Source organism: Pseudomonas sp. JUb52, assembly GCF_004341115.1.
Taxonomy (GTDB): Bacteria; Pseudomonadota; Gammaproteobacteria; order Pseudomonadales; family Pseudomonadaceae; genus Chryseomonas; species Chryseomonas oryzihabitans.
This window is the reverse complement of record NZ_SLYS01000003.1, coordinates 82,614-98,286: the sequence shown is the minus strand read 5'-3', so window position 1 is coordinate 98,286 and position 15,673 is coordinate 82,614. Positions and strand designations below refer to the sequence as shown.

Annotated in this window: 15 protein-coding genes; 6 read left to right on the top strand and 9 right to left on the bottom strand. The window is 64.7% G+C overall.

The genetic code is table 11. From position 1 onward, the window contains the following. Positions 1 to 8 precede the first annotated feature (8 nt). The 8 genes from EC839_RS06120 to EC839_RS06085 all read right to left on the bottom strand — a co-directional run bounded on the left by EC839_RS06120 (position 9) and on the right by EC839_RS06085 (position 7,408). On the bottom strand, positions 9 to 1,484 hold the full coding sequence (locus tag EC839_RS06120) for a mannitol dehydrogenase family protein (RefSeq protein WP_007159283.1): 1,476 nt from the start codon (positions 1,482 to 1,484) through the stop codon (positions 9 to 11). Between the two features lie 70 nt (positions 1,485 to 1,554). After that, positions 1,555 to 2,652, bottom strand: coding sequence for an ABC transporter ATP-binding protein (locus EC839_RS06115; protein ID WP_007159282.1), 1,098 nt, complete (start codon positions 2,650 to 2,652; stop codon positions 1,555 to 1,557). A gap of 19 nt (positions 2,653 to 2,671) precedes the next feature. Next, complete coding sequence (locus EC839_RS06110) at positions 2,672 to 3,505, bottom strand: carbohydrate ABC transporter permease (RefSeq protein ID WP_007159281.1); 834 nt, start codon at positions 3,503 to 3,505, stop codon at positions 2,672 to 2,674. A gap of 10 nt (positions 3,506 to 3,515) precedes the next feature. After that, entirely contained in the window at positions 3,516 to 4,448 is a 933-nt protein-coding gene (locus EC839_RS06105; protein ID WP_007159280.1) for a carbohydrate ABC transporter permease, read from the bottom strand. A gap of 122 nt (positions 4,449 to 4,570) precedes the next feature. Beyond that, positions 4,571 to 5,896 (bottom strand): sugar ABC transporter substrate-binding protein, encoded by a 1,326-nt coding sequence (locus EC839_RS06100; protein WP_039975363.1) that lies wholly within the window; start codon positions 5,894 to 5,896, stop codon positions 4,571 to 4,573. Positions 5,897 to 6,111: 215 nt separating this feature from the next. Beyond that, a complete protein-coding gene (locus EC839_RS06095) occupies positions 6,112 to 6,426 on the bottom strand; it encodes a hypothetical protein (protein WP_007159278.1) in 315 nt (104 codons plus the stop codon). A 143-nt stretch (positions 6,427 to 6,569) separates the two neighbouring features. Further along, positions 6,570 to 6,815, bottom strand: a complete 246-nt coding sequence (locus EC839_RS06090; RefSeq protein WP_007159277.1) for a hypothetical protein — start codon at positions 6,813 to 6,815, stop codon at positions 6,570 to 6,572. Positions 6,816 to 6,967: 152 nt separating this feature from the next. After that, a complete protein-coding gene (locus EC839_RS06085; RefSeq protein WP_007159276.1) occupies positions 6,968 to 7,408 on the bottom strand; it encodes a hypothetical protein in 441 nt (146 codons plus the stop codon). Between the two features lie 302 nt (positions 7,409 to 7,710). Here EC839_RS06085 and EC839_RS06080 point away from each other — a divergent pair, with 302 nt between their 5' ends. Then, positions 7,711 to 8,520 (top strand): inositol monophosphatase, encoded by an 810-nt coding sequence (locus tag EC839_RS06080; protein ID WP_007159275.1) that lies wholly within the window; start codon positions 7,711 to 7,713, stop codon positions 8,518 to 8,520. A 48-nt stretch (positions 8,521 to 8,568) separates the two neighbouring features. Continuing rightward, the gene (locus EC839_RS06075; protein ID WP_039975362.1) at positions 8,569 to 8,949 is read left to right on the top strand and encodes a DUF1090 domain-containing protein; all 381 of its coding nucleotides are present in this window, start codon (positions 8,569 to 8,571) and stop codon (positions 8,947 to 8,949) included. A 6-nt stretch (positions 8,950 to 8,955) separates the two neighbouring features. Here the strand turns inward: EC839_RS06075 and EC839_RS06070 are convergent, their stop codons facing one another. After that, positions 8,956 to 9,522, bottom strand: a complete 567-nt coding sequence (locus EC839_RS06070; RefSeq protein WP_007159272.1) for a histidine phosphatase family protein — start codon at positions 9,520 to 9,522, stop codon at positions 8,956 to 8,958. 268 nt (positions 9,523 to 9,790) lie between these two features. On the opposite strand from EC839_RS06070, the gene EC839_RS06065 reads away from it, so the two are divergent. From EC839_RS06065 to EC839_RS06050, 4 genes are all read left to right on the top strand, one after another. Beyond that, complete coding sequence (locus EC839_RS06065) at positions 9,791 to 10,240, top strand: FecR domain-containing protein (RefSeq protein WP_132832476.1); 450 nt, start codon at positions 9,791 to 9,793, stop codon at positions 10,238 to 10,240. Further along, positions 10,237 to 10,869 (top strand): OmpA family protein, encoded by a 633-nt coding sequence (locus EC839_RS06060; RefSeq protein WP_007159270.1) that lies wholly within the window; start codon positions 10,237 to 10,239, stop codon positions 10,867 to 10,869. The genes EC839_RS06065 and EC839_RS06060 overlap by 4 nt, the downstream gene beginning before the upstream one ends. A 10-nt stretch (positions 10,870 to 10,879) precedes the next feature. Next, a complete protein-coding gene (locus EC839_RS06055; RefSeq protein WP_007159269.1) occupies positions 10,880 to 12,877 on the top strand; it encodes a CHASE2 domain-containing protein in 1,998 nt (665 codons plus the stop codon). 390 nt (positions 12,878 to 13,267) lie between these two features. Further along, complete coding sequence (locus EC839_RS06050; protein WP_007159268.1) at positions 13,268 to 15,673, top strand: TonB-dependent siderophore receptor; 2,406 nt, start codon at positions 13,268 to 13,270, stop codon at positions 15,671 to 15,673.

Here is a 15,673-nt window from a genome sequence, read left to right as displayed (position 1 = left end):
TGCCAAGGCTAGTCGCCGAGCAGGGTCTGCAAGGTGGCGCTGACCCCATGGGTACGCAAGTTGTACAGCTGCCGCTCGAAGGCGGCAACGAAGGCCGCGGATTTGGGGATGTGCTTACCGAAGATTTCCTCGGCGCCCAGCAGGCGCTCGGTGAGATTCTTCTGATCCTGCACCAGTTCTTCGCAGTAGTTGGCGCGCGGATCGGGAATGCGATAGGTCGCCCCGGTCTCGTCCACGCCCCGCAGATAGACCGCCCAGGCGGCCACCACCAGGGCGGCGCGATCCAGGTCCTTGCCGTCCTCGATCAGGCGGTTGATGGTCGGCACGGTGAATTTGGGAAACTTCGACGAACCGTCGGAGCAGACCCGCTCCAGCTGGTCGGCGATGGCGCGATTGGAGAAGCGCTCGATCAGGGTGTCCTTGTACTGGTCGAGATCGATGCCGGGCACCGGGGCCAGCTGCGGGGTCACGTCCTTGTCCATGTAGGCGCGGATGTAGCGCACGAACAGCGGATCGGCCATGGTCTCGTGGACGAAGCGGTAGCCCTTGAGGAAGCCCAAGTAGGTCAGCGCCAGGTGGCTACCGTTGAGCAGCTTGATCTTCATTTCCTCGTAGGGGGTGACGTCATCGGTGAACTGGACGCCGACGTCTTCCCAGGCCGGACGGCCGGCGACGAACTTGTCTTCCAGTACCCACTGCAGAAAGGGCTCGCAGACTACCGGCCAGGCGTCCTCGACGCCGTGTTCGGCCAGCAGCGCCTCGCGATGGGCGGTGCTGGTCATGGGGGTGATGCGATCGACCATGGCGTTGGGAAAGCTGACGTGCTCGGCGATCCAGCCGTGCAGCTCTTCGTCCACCAGGGCGGCGTAGGCCAGCAGGGCCTTGCGGGTGACCTGCCCGTTGTGCGGGAGGTTGTCGCAGGACATCACGGTGAAGGGCCCGGTGCCCTCGGCGCGACGCTTGGCCAGGGCCGCCAGCAGGAAGCCGAAGACGCTGCGCGGATCGCCCGGATGCTGCAGGTCGTGCTGGATCAGCGGCAGCTTGAAGTTGAATTCGCCGGTGCTGTCGTCCATGCAGTAGCCGCCCTCGGTGATGGTGAGGGAGACGATGCGGGTGCTGGGATGGGCCAGCTTGTCGATCAGCGTCTGGGTGCCGTCCTCGGCCAGCAGCATGCCGCTGATGGCACCGACGACGCGCACCTCGGTGTCCGGCTCGTCGGCCAGCACCACCTGGGTATAGAGATAGTCCTGGCCGGCCAGGGCATCACGCATGGCGCGGTCTTCGGCGCGCAGGCCGACGCCGCAGATGCTCCAGTCCAGGTCGCGCCCCTGGTTCAGCAGGGCCTCGGTGTAGATGGCCTGGTGCGCGCGGTGGAAGCCGCCGACGCCGATGTGGACGATGCCCTGGCGCAGCTGGCAGGCGGCGTAGCCGGGCTTGGCGATATAGTCGGGCAGTTGTTCGAGGTGCTGGCGATTGAGTTTCACGATGGCGATCCTGCAAGGCGGTGCCCCGGGCGCGCGTAGGGCGCCGACGGGGCAGGAAAGGGGAGATGGGTCAGGCGGCTTTGCGCAGCAGCGGCGCCACGGCGCGGCCCTGCTCGTCGAACAGGTGGCAGAAGTCGACGTCCAGGGCCAGGCGCTGGCGTTCGCCGTAGGCCACGGCACAATCACCCGGCACGCGCACGGTCAGCGGCTCTTCGGCCTCGGTGACCATGTGGCAATAGGTGTCACTGCCCAGGCGCTCGGCCACATCGCTGATCACCGGCAACTGGCCGTCGGCGGCCAGGCGCAGGTGTTCCGGACGAATGCCCAGGGTCACCGGGCTGCCGACCGCCAGGTCGTCGCCGCGGCGCGGCAGGTGCAGGCGCGGACCGGCCGCCAGCTCCACCTCGACGCCCTGGGCGTCGGTGGCCGCCACCTTGCCCTTGAGGAAGGCCATCTTCGGCGTACCCAGGAAGCCGGCGACGAAGAGGTTGGCCGGATGGTGATAGAGCTCCAGGGGCGAGCCGACCTGCTCGACGCGGCCGCCGTTGAGCACCACCACCTTGGTCGCCAGGGTCATGGCTTCCACCTGGTCGTGGGTCACGTAGATCATGGTGGCCTGCAATTCCTGGTGCAGGCGCGCCAGTTCCAGGCGCATCTGCACGCGCAGGGCGGCGTCCAGGTTGGACAGGGGTTCGTCGAACAGGAAGATCTTCGGCTGGCGGACGATGGCGCGGCCGATGGCCACCCGCTGGCGCTGGCCACCGGAGAGCTGGCGCGGCTTGCGCTCCAGCAGCGGCGTCAGCTCGAGGATGCGGGCGGCATCGGTGACCTTGCGCTCCACTTCCTGCTTGTCGATCTTGGCCAGGTCCAGGGCGAAGGACAGATTCTTGCGCACGCTCATGTGCGGATAGAGGGCATAGGTCTGGAACACCATGGCCAAGTCGCGCTTGGCCGGCGAGACCTCGGTGATGTCGCGACCGTCCAGTTCCAGGGTGCCGCTGGTGACTTCCTCCAGGCCGGCGATGAGCCGCAGCAGGGTGGATTTGCCGCACCCGGACGGGCCGACGAAGACCACGAATTCGCGGTCGTTGATGTCGAGGTCGACGCCCTTGATGATTTCCAGCGAGTCGAAGCCCTTGCGCAGGCTGCGGATTTTCAGATTGGCCATGACAGGAGTCCTCTTGTTCTTATTTCACCGCGCCGAACGACAGGCCGCGGACGAGTTGTTTCTGGCTGATCCAGCCAAAGATCAGGATGGGTGCGCAGGCCAGCGTCGAGACGGCCGACAGCTTGGCCCAGAACAGTCCCTGGGGACTGGAGTAGGAGGCGATCAGCGCGGTCAGCGGGGCGGCGTTGGACGAGGTCAGGTTCAGCGACCAGAAGGCCTCGTTCCAGCAGAGGATCAGCGACAGCAGCATGGTCGAGGCGATGCCGCCCTTGCTGATCGGCAAGAGCACCCGGACGATTTCCTGGTAGGTGGTGGCGCCATCCAGGCGCGCCGCCTCGAGGATGTCCTTGGGGATGTCCTTGAAGTAGGTGTAGACCATCCAGACCACGATCGGCAGGTTGATCAGGGTGTAGACGGCGATCAGCAGCAGTCGGCTGTCGAGCAGTTCGAACTGCTTGGCCAGCAGGTAAATGGGCACCAGCACCCCGACCGCCGGCAGCATCTTGGTAGACAGCATCCACAGCAGCAGACGCTGGGTGTTGCGGGTCTCGTGGAAGGCCATCGAGTAGGCCGCCGGCAGCGCCAGCAACAGACTGAGCAGGGTGGCGCCAAAGGAGATCACCACCGAATTCAGCGCGAAGTGGAAGTAGTCGCTGCGCGCCTGGATGGTCAGGTAGTTCTCCAGCGTGGGCATGAAGAAGAATTGCGGCGGCGTGGCGAAGGCGTCGATCTCGGTCTTGAAGCTGGTCAGCACCATCCAGAAGATCGGGAAGAACAGCACCAGGGCCACCAGCCAGGCGAGCAGGCCCAGCAGCAGGCTCTGCAGGCGCCGGGATTGCTTGAGCGTCAGCATGTCAGGGTCCTCACTGTTGGGTCAGGTTCTTGCCAAGCATCCGCACCAGGATGATGGCGGCGATGTTGGCGATGAGCACGGCGATCAGGCCGCCGGCGGAGGCCAGGCCGACGTCGAACTGCAGCAGGGCCTGGTTGTAGATCAGGTAGGCGAGGTTGGTGGAGGCGAAGCCCGGACCGCCACTGGTGGTGGTGTAGATCTCGGCGAACACCGACAGCAGGAAGATCGTCTCGATCATCACCACCACGGCGATGGGACGCGCCAGGTGCGGCAGGGTCAGGTGCCAGAAGATGGCGACCGGACCGGCGCCGTCCAGGCGGGCCGCTTCCTTCTGCTCCTGATCCAGCGACTGCATGGCGGTCATCAGGATGAGGATGGCGAAGGGCAGCCACTGCCAGGACACGATCAGGATGATCGACAGCAGCGGGTGGGTGGCCAGCCAGTCCACCGGGGTGGCGCCGAACAGTTTCCAGATCGCGGCGAGGATGCCGGAGACCGGATGGAAGATCAGGTTCTTCCAGATCAGGGCGCTGACCGTGGGCATGATGAAGAAGGGCGAGATCAGCAGGACGCGGACGATGCCGCGACCGAAGAATTCGCTGGCCTCCAGCAGCGCCGAGATCAGCACGCCAAAGACCACGCTGATCAGCAGCACGCTGCCCACCAGCAGCAGGGTGTTGGTCATGCCGGGCCAGAAGCCGGCATCGGTGACGAAGTATTCGAAGTTTTCCAGGCCGACGAAGGCGTGCTCGCCGGGGTAGAGCAGGTTGTAGCGGATCAGCGAGAACCAGATGGTCATGCCCAGGGGCACCAGCATCCACACCAGCAGCAGGGCCACCGAAGGACTGATCAGGAACCAGCCGGGCCCGGCGCGACGGCGTTGACGACGGGCGGGAGCGGCAGGGGATTCGACGACGGGCGTCTTGAGGGTGGAGGTCTGCATGGCGATGCTCCGCAAGGCAGTGGGCCGTGACGAGGCACTGGCGTCTCGCGACGCCAGCGACGGATCAGGCAGGGAAAGCCGCTAGGCCGGGATCCGCACGGTGCGGACCCCGGGCTCCAGCGCTACTTGGGATAGCCGGCGCGCTTCATTTCCCGGGCGGTGGACTGCTGCGCCGCCTGCAGGGCCTGCTCGACCGACATCTGCCCGGTGAGGGCCGCGGCGAACAGCTTGCCCACCGAGGTGCCGATGGCCTGGAACTCGGGAATGGTCACGTACTGGATGCCCACGTAGGGCACCGGCTTGGCCGAGGGATGGGCCGGGTCGGCGTGCTGCAGCATGTCCAGCGAGACCTTGGCGAAGGGCGCCGCGTCCATGTAGGCCTGGCTGTAGGTGGACTTGCGGGTGCCCGGCGGCACGTTGGCGATGCCGTCGGTGTCCGCGACCAGCTTGGCGTAGTCCTTGGAGGTGGCCCAGGTCACGAAGGTCTTGGCGGCATCCTTGTGTTTGGAGGAGGTGGGGATACCCAGCGACCAGGCGTACAGCCAGGACGAGCCCTTGTCGGTGACCTCGCGCGGCGAGCCGGCGAAGCCGACGCTGTCGGCGACCTTGCTCTGGCTCTTGTCCATGGTAAAGGAGCCGGCGACGCTGGCATCGACCCAGATGGCGCACTTGCCGCTGTTGAACAGCGCCAGGTTCTCGTTGAAGCCGTTGCTGGAGGCGCCGGGCGGGCCGTACTTCTTCATGTTGGTGACGTAGTAGTTGGCCGCCGCGGTCCATTCCGGACCGGTGAATTCCGGTTGCCACTTCTCGTCGAACCAGCGCGCGCCGAAGGCGTTGGCCATGGTGGTGACCAGGGCCATGTTCTCGCCCCAGCCGGCCTTGCCTCTCAGGCACAGACCGTATTGGTCCTTGTCCGGCTGGTGCAGCTTGCCGGCGAATTCGGCGATCTGGGTCCAGGTGGGCTGGGCGGGCATGGTCAGGCCGGCCTGCTGGAACAGATCCTTGCGGTAGTAGGTGATGGAGCTTTCGGCATAGAAGGGCAGCGCATAGAGGGTGCCCTTGACCGACAGGCCTTCGCGAACCGACGGGAAGAGGTCGTCCAGGTCGTAGTTGGCGGGCAGGTCCTTCATGGGTTCCAGCCAGTTCTGGGCGCCCCAGAGGCCGGTCTCGTACATGCCGATGGTCAGGACGTCGAACTGGCCACCCTGGGTGGCGATGTCGGTGGTCAGGCGCTGGCGCAGCACGTTTTCTTCGAGCACCACCCAGTTGAGCTTGATGTCGGGATGCTGTTCTTCGAAGGTCTTGGACAGCCGCTGCATGCGGATCATGTCGCTGTTGTTGACGGTGGCGATGGTGACCGTTTCGGCGGCCTGGAGGGCCAGCGAGAAGGTCAGGCCTGCAGAGAGGGTAACAGCGGACAATAAAAGCGCTTTTGGTGTTGTTTTCATCTTGCACTCCGCGTCCTGTGCAACTGCAGCAGACGCTTTTCTTGTTGTTGTAACCCACCACGCGGCCGGCTATGACGGCCTTTGCAGCGGAAGCCACGGACCGATTACAGCCCGTTGCCGCCCGGGAAACAAATGCTGAAAGACACCAAAATCGGTATTTTTTTGCACATTCCTGTGGGGCTGTGCAGGACCGCCGACTCGGCCAGCGGCTCTGCCTAGAGGCTTTCCGCCTTGACCTTGGTGATGCCGTCTTCGCGATAAAGCTGCAAGGTTCCGGGTGTGGATTCGATCACCCGCTCGTTTTCGATGAGAAAGGAATAGACCGGCGTCGCGCTGCCCGGCGCGCGCAGGTTGCGGTATTCGTAGACCACCAGGCGATCGAGCTGCGCGACCCGCTGGGGTGAGCCGAAACTCTGCCGGAGCTGTTCCTGGGTACGGCCGCCAAATTGCGACGGATCGGCCGGGGGCGAGGTGGGAGCCGAGCTGCAGGCCGATAGGGCGGCGAACAGGAGAAAGGACAGGCGTTTCATGACGGCTCCGCGTGCAGGTTGAAAGGGCAGAGGAGTTGAGCTGCCCGTAGAACCAGACGGACCTGCAAAAAAGCGATTCATTCCCCGGGCGGTATCAAAAAGCATACGAAAGGGAAGCCATCCGTCGACATCAATCTAACGGACTAGAATACCCAGCGTTGCTCTTGAGCAAAGGTCTGATGTTCGTTAAGCCAGCGGGCGCTATTGACTGGCTGCCGACGGTCACGCAGCTGGGCGTCAACTTTGGTAGGGATGGCGTTGGTACTCAAGAGGGGGACCTGAAGGGTGAGGTCCGCCAGCTTGAGCGGAGGTATCGCGGAGAGAGAGGCTGCTTCGCCATTGAGGGCGGCAAAGGTCACGACGACACTGGCCAGAATACGAATTCCCATTCCTTGGGTCTCCTGGTAGATCCGAAGCGCAAATCTACCATTCCACTGCCTATTTGGTTCCCGGTTAGTCTGACGTTAAAGCGCAGTTGTGATCCTGTTCGTCATCCTGCACGCGAGCGGATCACACCTCTGGCAAGGCAAGGGCGCCCCGCTCAGGCGACGGGTACCGCGTCGCGGTGCTTGGCCGCCAGATAGGCGAACAGCGGCGGGCAATCCGACACCAGGCTAACCAGGGTCTGGCCAGCGGCGGGCTCTTGCCGCAACAGCACCTTTTCACCCCGGGCATTGAGATAGAGGGTGTATTCGGGGGTGCTGGACTGGGCGATGAATCCCTCGCCCATCAGCGCGCTGCCCAGGGCCATCCGCTGCGGCAGTTCGCACATGCCCTGCCACTGGAAGGCGCGGATTCCAAGGTTTTCCAGGGTTTCGGCGACGGCGCAGTCGATGCTCAGCGGCGGATGATCGAACAGCGGAAATTCGCGCGACAGCAACTCGAGGTGGCGTTCCAGACATTCGAAATGCTGTCTGGGAATCAGTCGCCGCAACTGCTGCAGCTGACCATTGCCGTGGAATAGCGAAGTTTGTGCGGTCATGGCGTCCTCCCGGTACAACGAGCACTCATTAGTTCTGACGGTCGCGCGCGGATTTGGTGCGGTCCACCACTGCATTTCGCCGTCCTGACTGCCAATACCCGATAGCCTGCGCTTCCCAGATGACACAGCCATTACCAGGGGCCTCTAGTCGGACCTTTGCCGACATCGGCAAAAAGTGGCTAGGATGCGCCCGCAGCCTGACAGCGCTCCGCCGCAACCCTGGTATGCACCCGGCGCGCGACTATTCTTTTCCGCAGGCGGAACTGGCACCCTGGCGCCTTTTCCCCGTTCCAGGAGCGCCCATGACCGCCATCGCCCCCGCCATCGCTGAACGCTACCGCGCTGTCCAGGACATCGCCCGGGAGGCGGCGCAGCTCGGCCTCGACTTCTATCGTCGGCGCGCGGCGCTGCAGGTGGACCACAAGGGCAGCGACCTGCAGGACGTGGTGAGCATCGCCGACAAGACGCTGGAGGACCTCATCCGCCAACGCCTGAGCGAGCGCTTTCCGGAAGATGGCCTGCTGGGCGAGGAGGGCGGTGCCACCGATCTCTCCGCGCCCTACCTCTGGGTCATAGATCCCATCGACGGTACCGCGCCCTTTCTCAACGGCCTGCACAACTGGTGTGTGTCCATCGGCCTGATGCACGAGGGCGAGCCCTTGCTCGGCGCCATCATGGATCCGAATCACGACGAACTCTTCCATGGCCTGCGCGGGCACGGCGCCTTCGTCAACGACCAGCCGCTGCGCGTCCATCCGGCCACCGAGATCCGCCAGGGTCTGACCGGACTGGGCACCACCCACAGACGCGGCAAGGAACACTTCCTGCCGTTCGTGACCGGCCTGCTGGCCGAAGGCGGGCAGTTCTTCCGCAATGGCTCGGGCGCGCTGATGACCGCCTACGTCGCCGCCGGCCGGCTGATCGGCTACTACGAGACGCTGATCCATGGCTGGGACTGCCTGGCGGGCCTGGTCCTGATCCGGGAGGCAGGCGGTCGCCACAACGCCTTCCTGCGCAACAACGGCCTGGTCAATGGCAATCCGCTGCTGGTGGCGGCGCCCGGGGTCTACGACCAGCTCGCCGCCCTGGTCGGACCGTCGCTGGACGGTTGAACGGGAAGCGTCAGGCGCTCGCGGATTTAAACGCCCGGAGGAAGACCTATGACAAACCGAGCCAAGGCAGTGCTGGTGACGGCTAGCCTGTTGCTACCCGGCGTGGCAGTTGCAGCCGACGGGGGCTGCGCGGCGAAACGCCTGACGCTGGAACGGCAGATCGCCCAGGCTCAGGCACAAGGCGATGCCGGACGGCTGGCAGGATTGCGGCGAGCTCTCGACGCGGTGCAGGCGCACTGTACCGATACCGGCCTGCGTCAGCAGCGGCTGGAGGTCATCCAGGCCCGCAGTCGCGAGGTGGCCGAACGGGAACGGGATCTGCGCAGCGCCCAGGCCAAGGGCGACGCCGACAAGATCCGGGTGCGGAGCAAAAAGCTGGCCGAGGCGCGCCGTGAGCTGGAAGAGGCCCGCGCCAAGGCGAGCCGCTGATCGAACTCAGCGCCTCTCCTTGCGATAGATGCTCGGCTTCCAGTAGTCCTTGAGCAGCAGATGCAGCGGCCCGCGCCAGCCACGCTTGCGCAACTGCCAGGCGATCAGCACGTTCATGATGCCGTGCCCCAGCAGCAGCACCGACCCATGGCGTTCGGCCAGTTCGATGAGGCGATCGGCCGCCTGGCCGGCACGCACCGAGGAGCTGCCGATGGATTCGGTGTGGGCGGCGAAACCCAGGAACCAGGCGGATCTGAACAGCAGGCGCCAGGCCTTGACCGGCAGCCGCGGCGCATCCAGTTCCAGATAGGGCAGGTGGGCTTCGGCATAGCGGTCATCGACCGGGCTGCCGGAGCGTCCCAGCAGGTACTCGAGCGAGCGCACGCAGCGGCTCAGGGGGCTGCTCACCACATAGCCCGCTTCCTGGGCCAGTCTTCGCGTCTCCGCGGGCTCCAGGCCTGGGGGCACCGGGGCCTTCTGGTAGCGCGCGACCCAGTCCTTCATCTCCCGCGGGGTGCAGTGAGCCTTGCTGGAAAGATCGGGTTTGCCGTGACGCACCAGAATGATCTGCATGAAGAGGTAACCTGGGAAAGATGCTCACTAGACCACTGCCAGTGCCGTTCGTCTCGCTGGGTCGTGATGGCATGCGTAATGGCCAGGTGCCATTCGTACTACTTTGCGTGCCGCCTGGCTTGTTTATCTGGTAGAAGGTGATTGGGTTCACGAGTCTGGAGCCCTCACCGCTGCGCAGCAGACCGCTTCAAGATGCCATCCGAGGTCCTGCCGGTACTCCGTCGCCCCCCGCGACGGCCACGCCCTTCCATCCAGGGACCAGGAAAGCATGAAGACAACACTGTTCGCATTGGCGCTGCTTGGGCTGCAGCTGCTGGGATTTCCGCAGGTCACGGCCGCGGAAGAGGAGCACGTGGCCCTGATCAAGAGCGTCTCGGGCAGCGTCAAGGTGCTGCGCCAGACCGCCAGCCTGGACGCCCAGGCCGGTACCACCCTGCAGGTGGCCGATCGCCTGCAGGCCGGCCCGGACGCCACCGCGGCCATCGTCTTTCTCGACGGTACCCTGCTCACCCTGGGCAATGGCGCCGACGTGCAATTGCGTGACTATCTCTTCGAACCCAAGAGCAGTCGGTACGGCTTCTCGCTGTACCTGACCAAGGGCTCCGCCATCTATTCGTCCGGCAAGATCGGCAAGGTCGCACCCGACACGGTCAAGATCGAGACGCCGACCGCCACCATAGGCGTGCGCGGCACCCGCTTCCTGGTCCAGGCCCAATGAGTGCCCTGGCCGCTGTCGCGTCCCCTGGTCGTCTGCTGCTGAGCGTGCTGCTGTCCACGCTGCTGCTGGCCGGTTGTGCCAGCCCTCCGCCACCGCAGACGCGGGTGATCCTGATGCCCGACGCCGATGGCCATGTCGGCGCCGTCTCGGTGACCAGCCCGGCCGGCCGCCAGGCCATCGACCAGGGTTTCGCCGAGGTCACGGTGGCCGGCCCGGGTCAGGCGCCGAGCGCGGCCCAGGCGGTGGCCCAGCCGCTCTTCGAGCAGCAGCATCGGCAGGTGCTGGCGGCGCAGCCGTCGCCGCCCAAGACCTTTGTCCTCAATTTCCTCTCCGACAGCATGGAGCTCACGCCGCAGTCCAAGGCGCTCCTGCCCGAGGTGCTGGAAACGGCCCGGCAGCGCATCCCCACCGAGATTTCGGTATTCGGCCATGCGGACGGCTCGGGTGCGCCTTCCTACAACCTCGACCTCTCGGGGCAGCGTGCCCGCAAGGTGGCCGGTCTGCTGCAGCGACTCGATCCCAAGTTGCGCATCAACGTCGAGTTCTTCGGCGATACCGTGCCCCTGGTACCGACCCGTCCCGGCAAGTCCGAGCCGCGCAATCGGCGTGTCGAAGTCCTGATTCTCTAAGGTCGCGGGCATGAACTCCGTTGCGACCCTGCTGCGCCGGCGCGCGCCCTGGATGTTCCTGGTCAGCCTTGGCCTGTCGCTGGCCTTTGGCCTCGCCGCGCTGTTGCAATGGCCGCCGCTGCAATACCTCGATCGCCTGGCCTACGACCAGCTCAGCCGCCTGGCGGCCAGCAACGAGGACGCCCGCGACGTCCAGGTGGTCAGCATCGACGAGGCCAGCCTGGCGGCGCTGGGGCAGTGGCCCTGGCCGCGCTATCGGGTTGCCCAGCTGCTCTCCCGGATCGCCGAGGCCGAGCCGGCGGCGATCGCCGTGGACATCCTGTTCAGCGAGCCGGACCGTACCTCGCTCAAGGCCTTGCAACAGAGTTTCCAGGACGACTTCGGCGTGCACCTGAGCTTTTCCGGCGTGCCGCCGGAGTTGCAGGACAACGACGGCTATCTCGGCTACGTCATGGGGCAGACGGGCGCCGTCGGCGCCCATTTCTTCTTTCTCGATCTGCCGCAACCCGTCTCTGCCGGGCTGCGGCCGGGGGTGGGCTTCAGCGGCGCCCTCGACGCCCTCAGGCTGCCCGAGGCCAGCGGCGCACTGGACAATGTGGCCCCCATCGCCAGCCAGACGCGCTTCAGCGGCTTCATCAACAGCCAGCGTGACACCGACGGCATCCTGCGGCGTGTGCCCCTGCTGCTCAGCTATCAGGGCATCATCCATCCGAGTCTGGCGCTGGCCGCCACCCTGCGCGCCCTGGGGCTGAACGAGGGTGTGGTGGAGACCAGCCTGGCGGGTCCGGTGCTGCGGCTTGGCGAGCACCGCCTGCCGCTCGACCGCGAAGGCCAGGCGCTGCTGCGGCTGCACGGCGCGGCCGAGCACTATCCGGAGGTCTCGGCTGTGGCGGTGCTCAGCGGCGCGGTGGCACCAGCCACGCTCAAGGGCAAGGTCGTCTTCGTCGGCGTCTCGGCCGCAGGCTTCAACGACCTGCACGCGACGGCGCTGGGGCAGACCTTTTCCGGCGTCAGGCTGCAGGCGGCCCTGACCCAGGACCTGCTGGACGATGCCCTGGTACGGGTCCCGCAATTCTCCGGTGTGCTGCAACTGGTGTTGTGCCTGCTGGGCGGTCTGCTGCTGTCCGCCGGCTTCTTCTTCAACCGCAGCCAGCGGCGCTTCGTCCTCCTGGCGGTGGCCTCGATCGTCCTGCCGCAGCTGCTGGGCGCCTGGCTGTTCGTTCGCCATGACGTCTTCCTGCCGCTGGCCGCGCCCCTGGTGCTGGTGGCGCTGCTTGCGGCCCTGGCGTTGGTCACGCGGATCATCCTGGCGCGCCAGCACGAAGAGCGCTGGCGCCGGCAACTGGAACGTTCGCGCCAGGTCACCATCGAGTCCATGGCGGCGGTGGCCGAAACCCGGGATCCCGAGACCGGTGCCCATATCAAGCGCACTCAGCACTATGTGCGCGCCATCGCCGAAGAGCTGCGCCGTGCCGGCCAGGCGCCGGAATTGCTTACGCCGGACTACATCAAGCTGCTGTTCCTGTCCGCGCCTCTGCACGACATCGGCAAGGTCGGGGTGCCGGATGCCATCCTGCTCAAGCCCGGGCGGCTGACGCCGGAGGAGATGCAGGTGATGCAGCGGCATGCCGAATTCGGTCGGCAGATCATCCTCAGTACGGCCAGCCATCTGGAGGATGACAACTTCCTCGCCCTGGCCGCCGAGATCGCCAGCACCCACCACGAAAAGTGGAATGGCAGCGGCTATCCCAACGGACTGTCCGGTACCGGTATCCCGCTGGCGGGGCGGATCATGGCGGTGGCCGATATCTACGACGCCCTGATCAGCCGGCGCTGCTACAAGGAGCCGTTCAGTCACGAAGACTCGCTGCAGATGATGCGCGAGATGCGCGGCAGCACCTTCGATCCTCTGGTGCTCGATGCCTTCCTGGCCATCGAGCACCAGATCTGCGCCATCGCCCAGCGTTTCCACGATGAAGGGGTGGGAGGGACCCGGCGCCTGGTTTGACCCCGCCCCGCTTCCTGCCACCACGCTCCTCAATTCCTGGTTCCTTCTCCGAATCGGTGGCACTCGACTTGTCACCCAGCCGTTTTGCCCACGGCTACACAAGGCGGGCAGGGCAGCCGCTCACTTCTTGAAACATTCTCTCGAAAATCGCCGGATCAGAGCGATGGAAGGCCAACGTCCGGAAAGGACTGTCCTTGACGGCTTAAAGCAGGTAGGGTGCTGATTTGCTTTCGCTTATGATATTAATTTGCATTTACAGATGCATCCAGGTTGCATAGCCTGCGTTCCGCCGCGCAAGACGGCATCGGATACCGGTCCCTGGAAAATCTCCAGCGAGTCCTTACGTGGGGTACGGACGGGTCGGTGTTTCCCTAGAGGACGACCAACGACATGCAGCTCTTCTCCCTTCGCCTCATCGCGCTTTCCGTCTCCCTGGGCGTGGCGACCCTCGCCCAGGCCGCTCCCGTGGCGCTGTCGCAACCGGCGCAGCCGCTGGCCGATGCCTTGCAGAGCTTCGCGCGCGCCAGCGGCCTCCAGGTGAACTACGATCCCGCCGCCCTGGTGGGCAAGCGGGCGCCGGCACTGGCGGGGCGGATGGAGCCGGATGTCGCCTTGCAGCGCCTGCTGGCGGGCACCGGCCTGGCGGCCTCGGTCAGCGGCTCGGTCGCGACCGTCGCCCCGGTGGCCACCCAGGCGGCGGCCGGCAGCGTGACCCTGGATACCACCACCATCAGCGCGGACGATGGCTCCCTGGCAGGCCGGACGACCACCGAAGGGACCCGCTCCTACACCACCGGCGCCATGAGCACCTCCACCGGCCTGCCGCTGTCCATCCGCGAAACGCCCCAGTCGGTGAGCGTCATCACCCGGCAGCGCATGGAAGACCAGGGCATGACCGATCTCAACGATGTGGTCCGCTACGCCCCGGGCGTGACGCTGAACAAGTTCGGCGGCGACCGCCAGGAATTCCTCTCCCGCGGCTTCCGCATCGACAACATCATGTACGACGGCCTGCCCACCACGGCCGGGACCTTCACCCTCGACACCCTGTCCTCGGCCGACCTGTCCATCTACGACCGGGTGGAAGTGGTGCGTGGCGCCACCGGCCTGATGACCGGCGCCGGCGATCCTTCGGCCACCCTCAATCTGGTCCGCAAGCGCCCGACCGCCTTCCCCCAGGTCAGCGTCACCACCAGCGCCGGCAGCTGGGACCGCTACCGTACCGAAGTCGACGCCTCCAACAAGCTCAACGAAGCCGGCACCCTGCGCGGTCGCGCCGTGGCCGCCTACGAGGACGGCAACAGCTTCCAGGATGTGCGCGAGCGCAAACGTCAGACCTTCTATGGCGTCCTCGAAGCCGATCTCAGCGACACCACCACCTGGACCATCGGCGCGTCCAAGCAGCGCGAGGACAAGACCTCCGACTGGGGCAGCCTGCCCAGCGGCCCCAATGGGGAAGATCTGCACCTGTCGCGCTCCACCTTCCTGAGCGGCGATTGGGCTTACTGGGATCAGGACACCTACACCCTGTTCTCGGACATCACCCACACCTTCGACAACGGCTGGAAGGCCAAGCTGGCGGCGCAAAAGTCGTGGGCCGAATCCGATACCTTTTCCAATTATGTGACAGCTTTCCCGTATACATCTGTCAGCGATCTCGGCACCGCGTCGGGTGCCTATGTGACCGATGTTGATCAGACCAACGTAGACCTCTCGCTAAGTGGTCCCATCACTTTGCTGGGGCGGGAGCACCAGTTGATGACTGGTCTCAGTCGGCGTGAAGACAAGTTCTATCAACGTGGCGGTTATTCCGGCGTTACTCCGGTCGATATTTACAACTTTCAGCCTAGCAACATAGTCAAGCCGGACAAAGGCAGCCTTTCGCCTTATGCCAGCAAGAACACCACCACGGAGGAAGCGGTATACGCCGCGGCGCGTTTCAATCCACTCGACCCACTGCACGTCATTATTGGCGGTCGGATAAGCTGGTTTGACTACTCAGGGTATATCGCAGGTAGCAATTACAGGACTGATACCGATTACAAGGCGACGCGCGAAGTCACGCCCTATGCCGGCATCGTCTACGACCTGAACGACATCTATTCGGTCTATGCTAGCTACACCGGGATCTTCAAGCCACAGAGCGAACAGGGTAGCGGGGGCTCAGTGCTGGCGCCGACGAAAGGCAAAAGCTATGAGGTAGGAGTAAAAGGTGCTTATCTTGACGGTGCATTGAATGCCTCTGTTGCACTGTTCGAAACTATCCAGGAAGGCCGAGCCTATCAACTGACCCCTCAGCCACAAGAGTGTCAAGAGCAGAGTCGTACTTGTTATGACACCGCTGGTGAAGTCCGCAGTCGCGGCATTGATGCGGAAATATCTGGCCAACTGGCACCTAATTGGCAGGCGTCTGCAGCCTATACTTTAGTACTGAGCGAATTCACGAAAGACGTTACCTACGAAGACCGCCGCTTCGCACCTGAGCAGCCCAAGCACCTGTTCAAGGCTGCTACTAGCTACCAGTTGACCGGTAACCTGAGCAAATGGCGCATCGGTGCCGATCTGCTAGCCCAGAGCGAGACCTTCAAACGGGTGGGTAACGGTGAAGCCAAGCAAGATAGTTACTCCGTGGTGGGCTTGATGGCGGGCTATCGCTTCAATGACCACTGGGATGGCCGTGTCAACTTCAACAATGTCTTCGACGAAAGATACTGGCAAGGCCTCTCTAACGGCACAGGCATGGGCACCTACGGCGATCCCCGCAACGTCATGCTCAGCCTGAAGTGGACCCTCTGA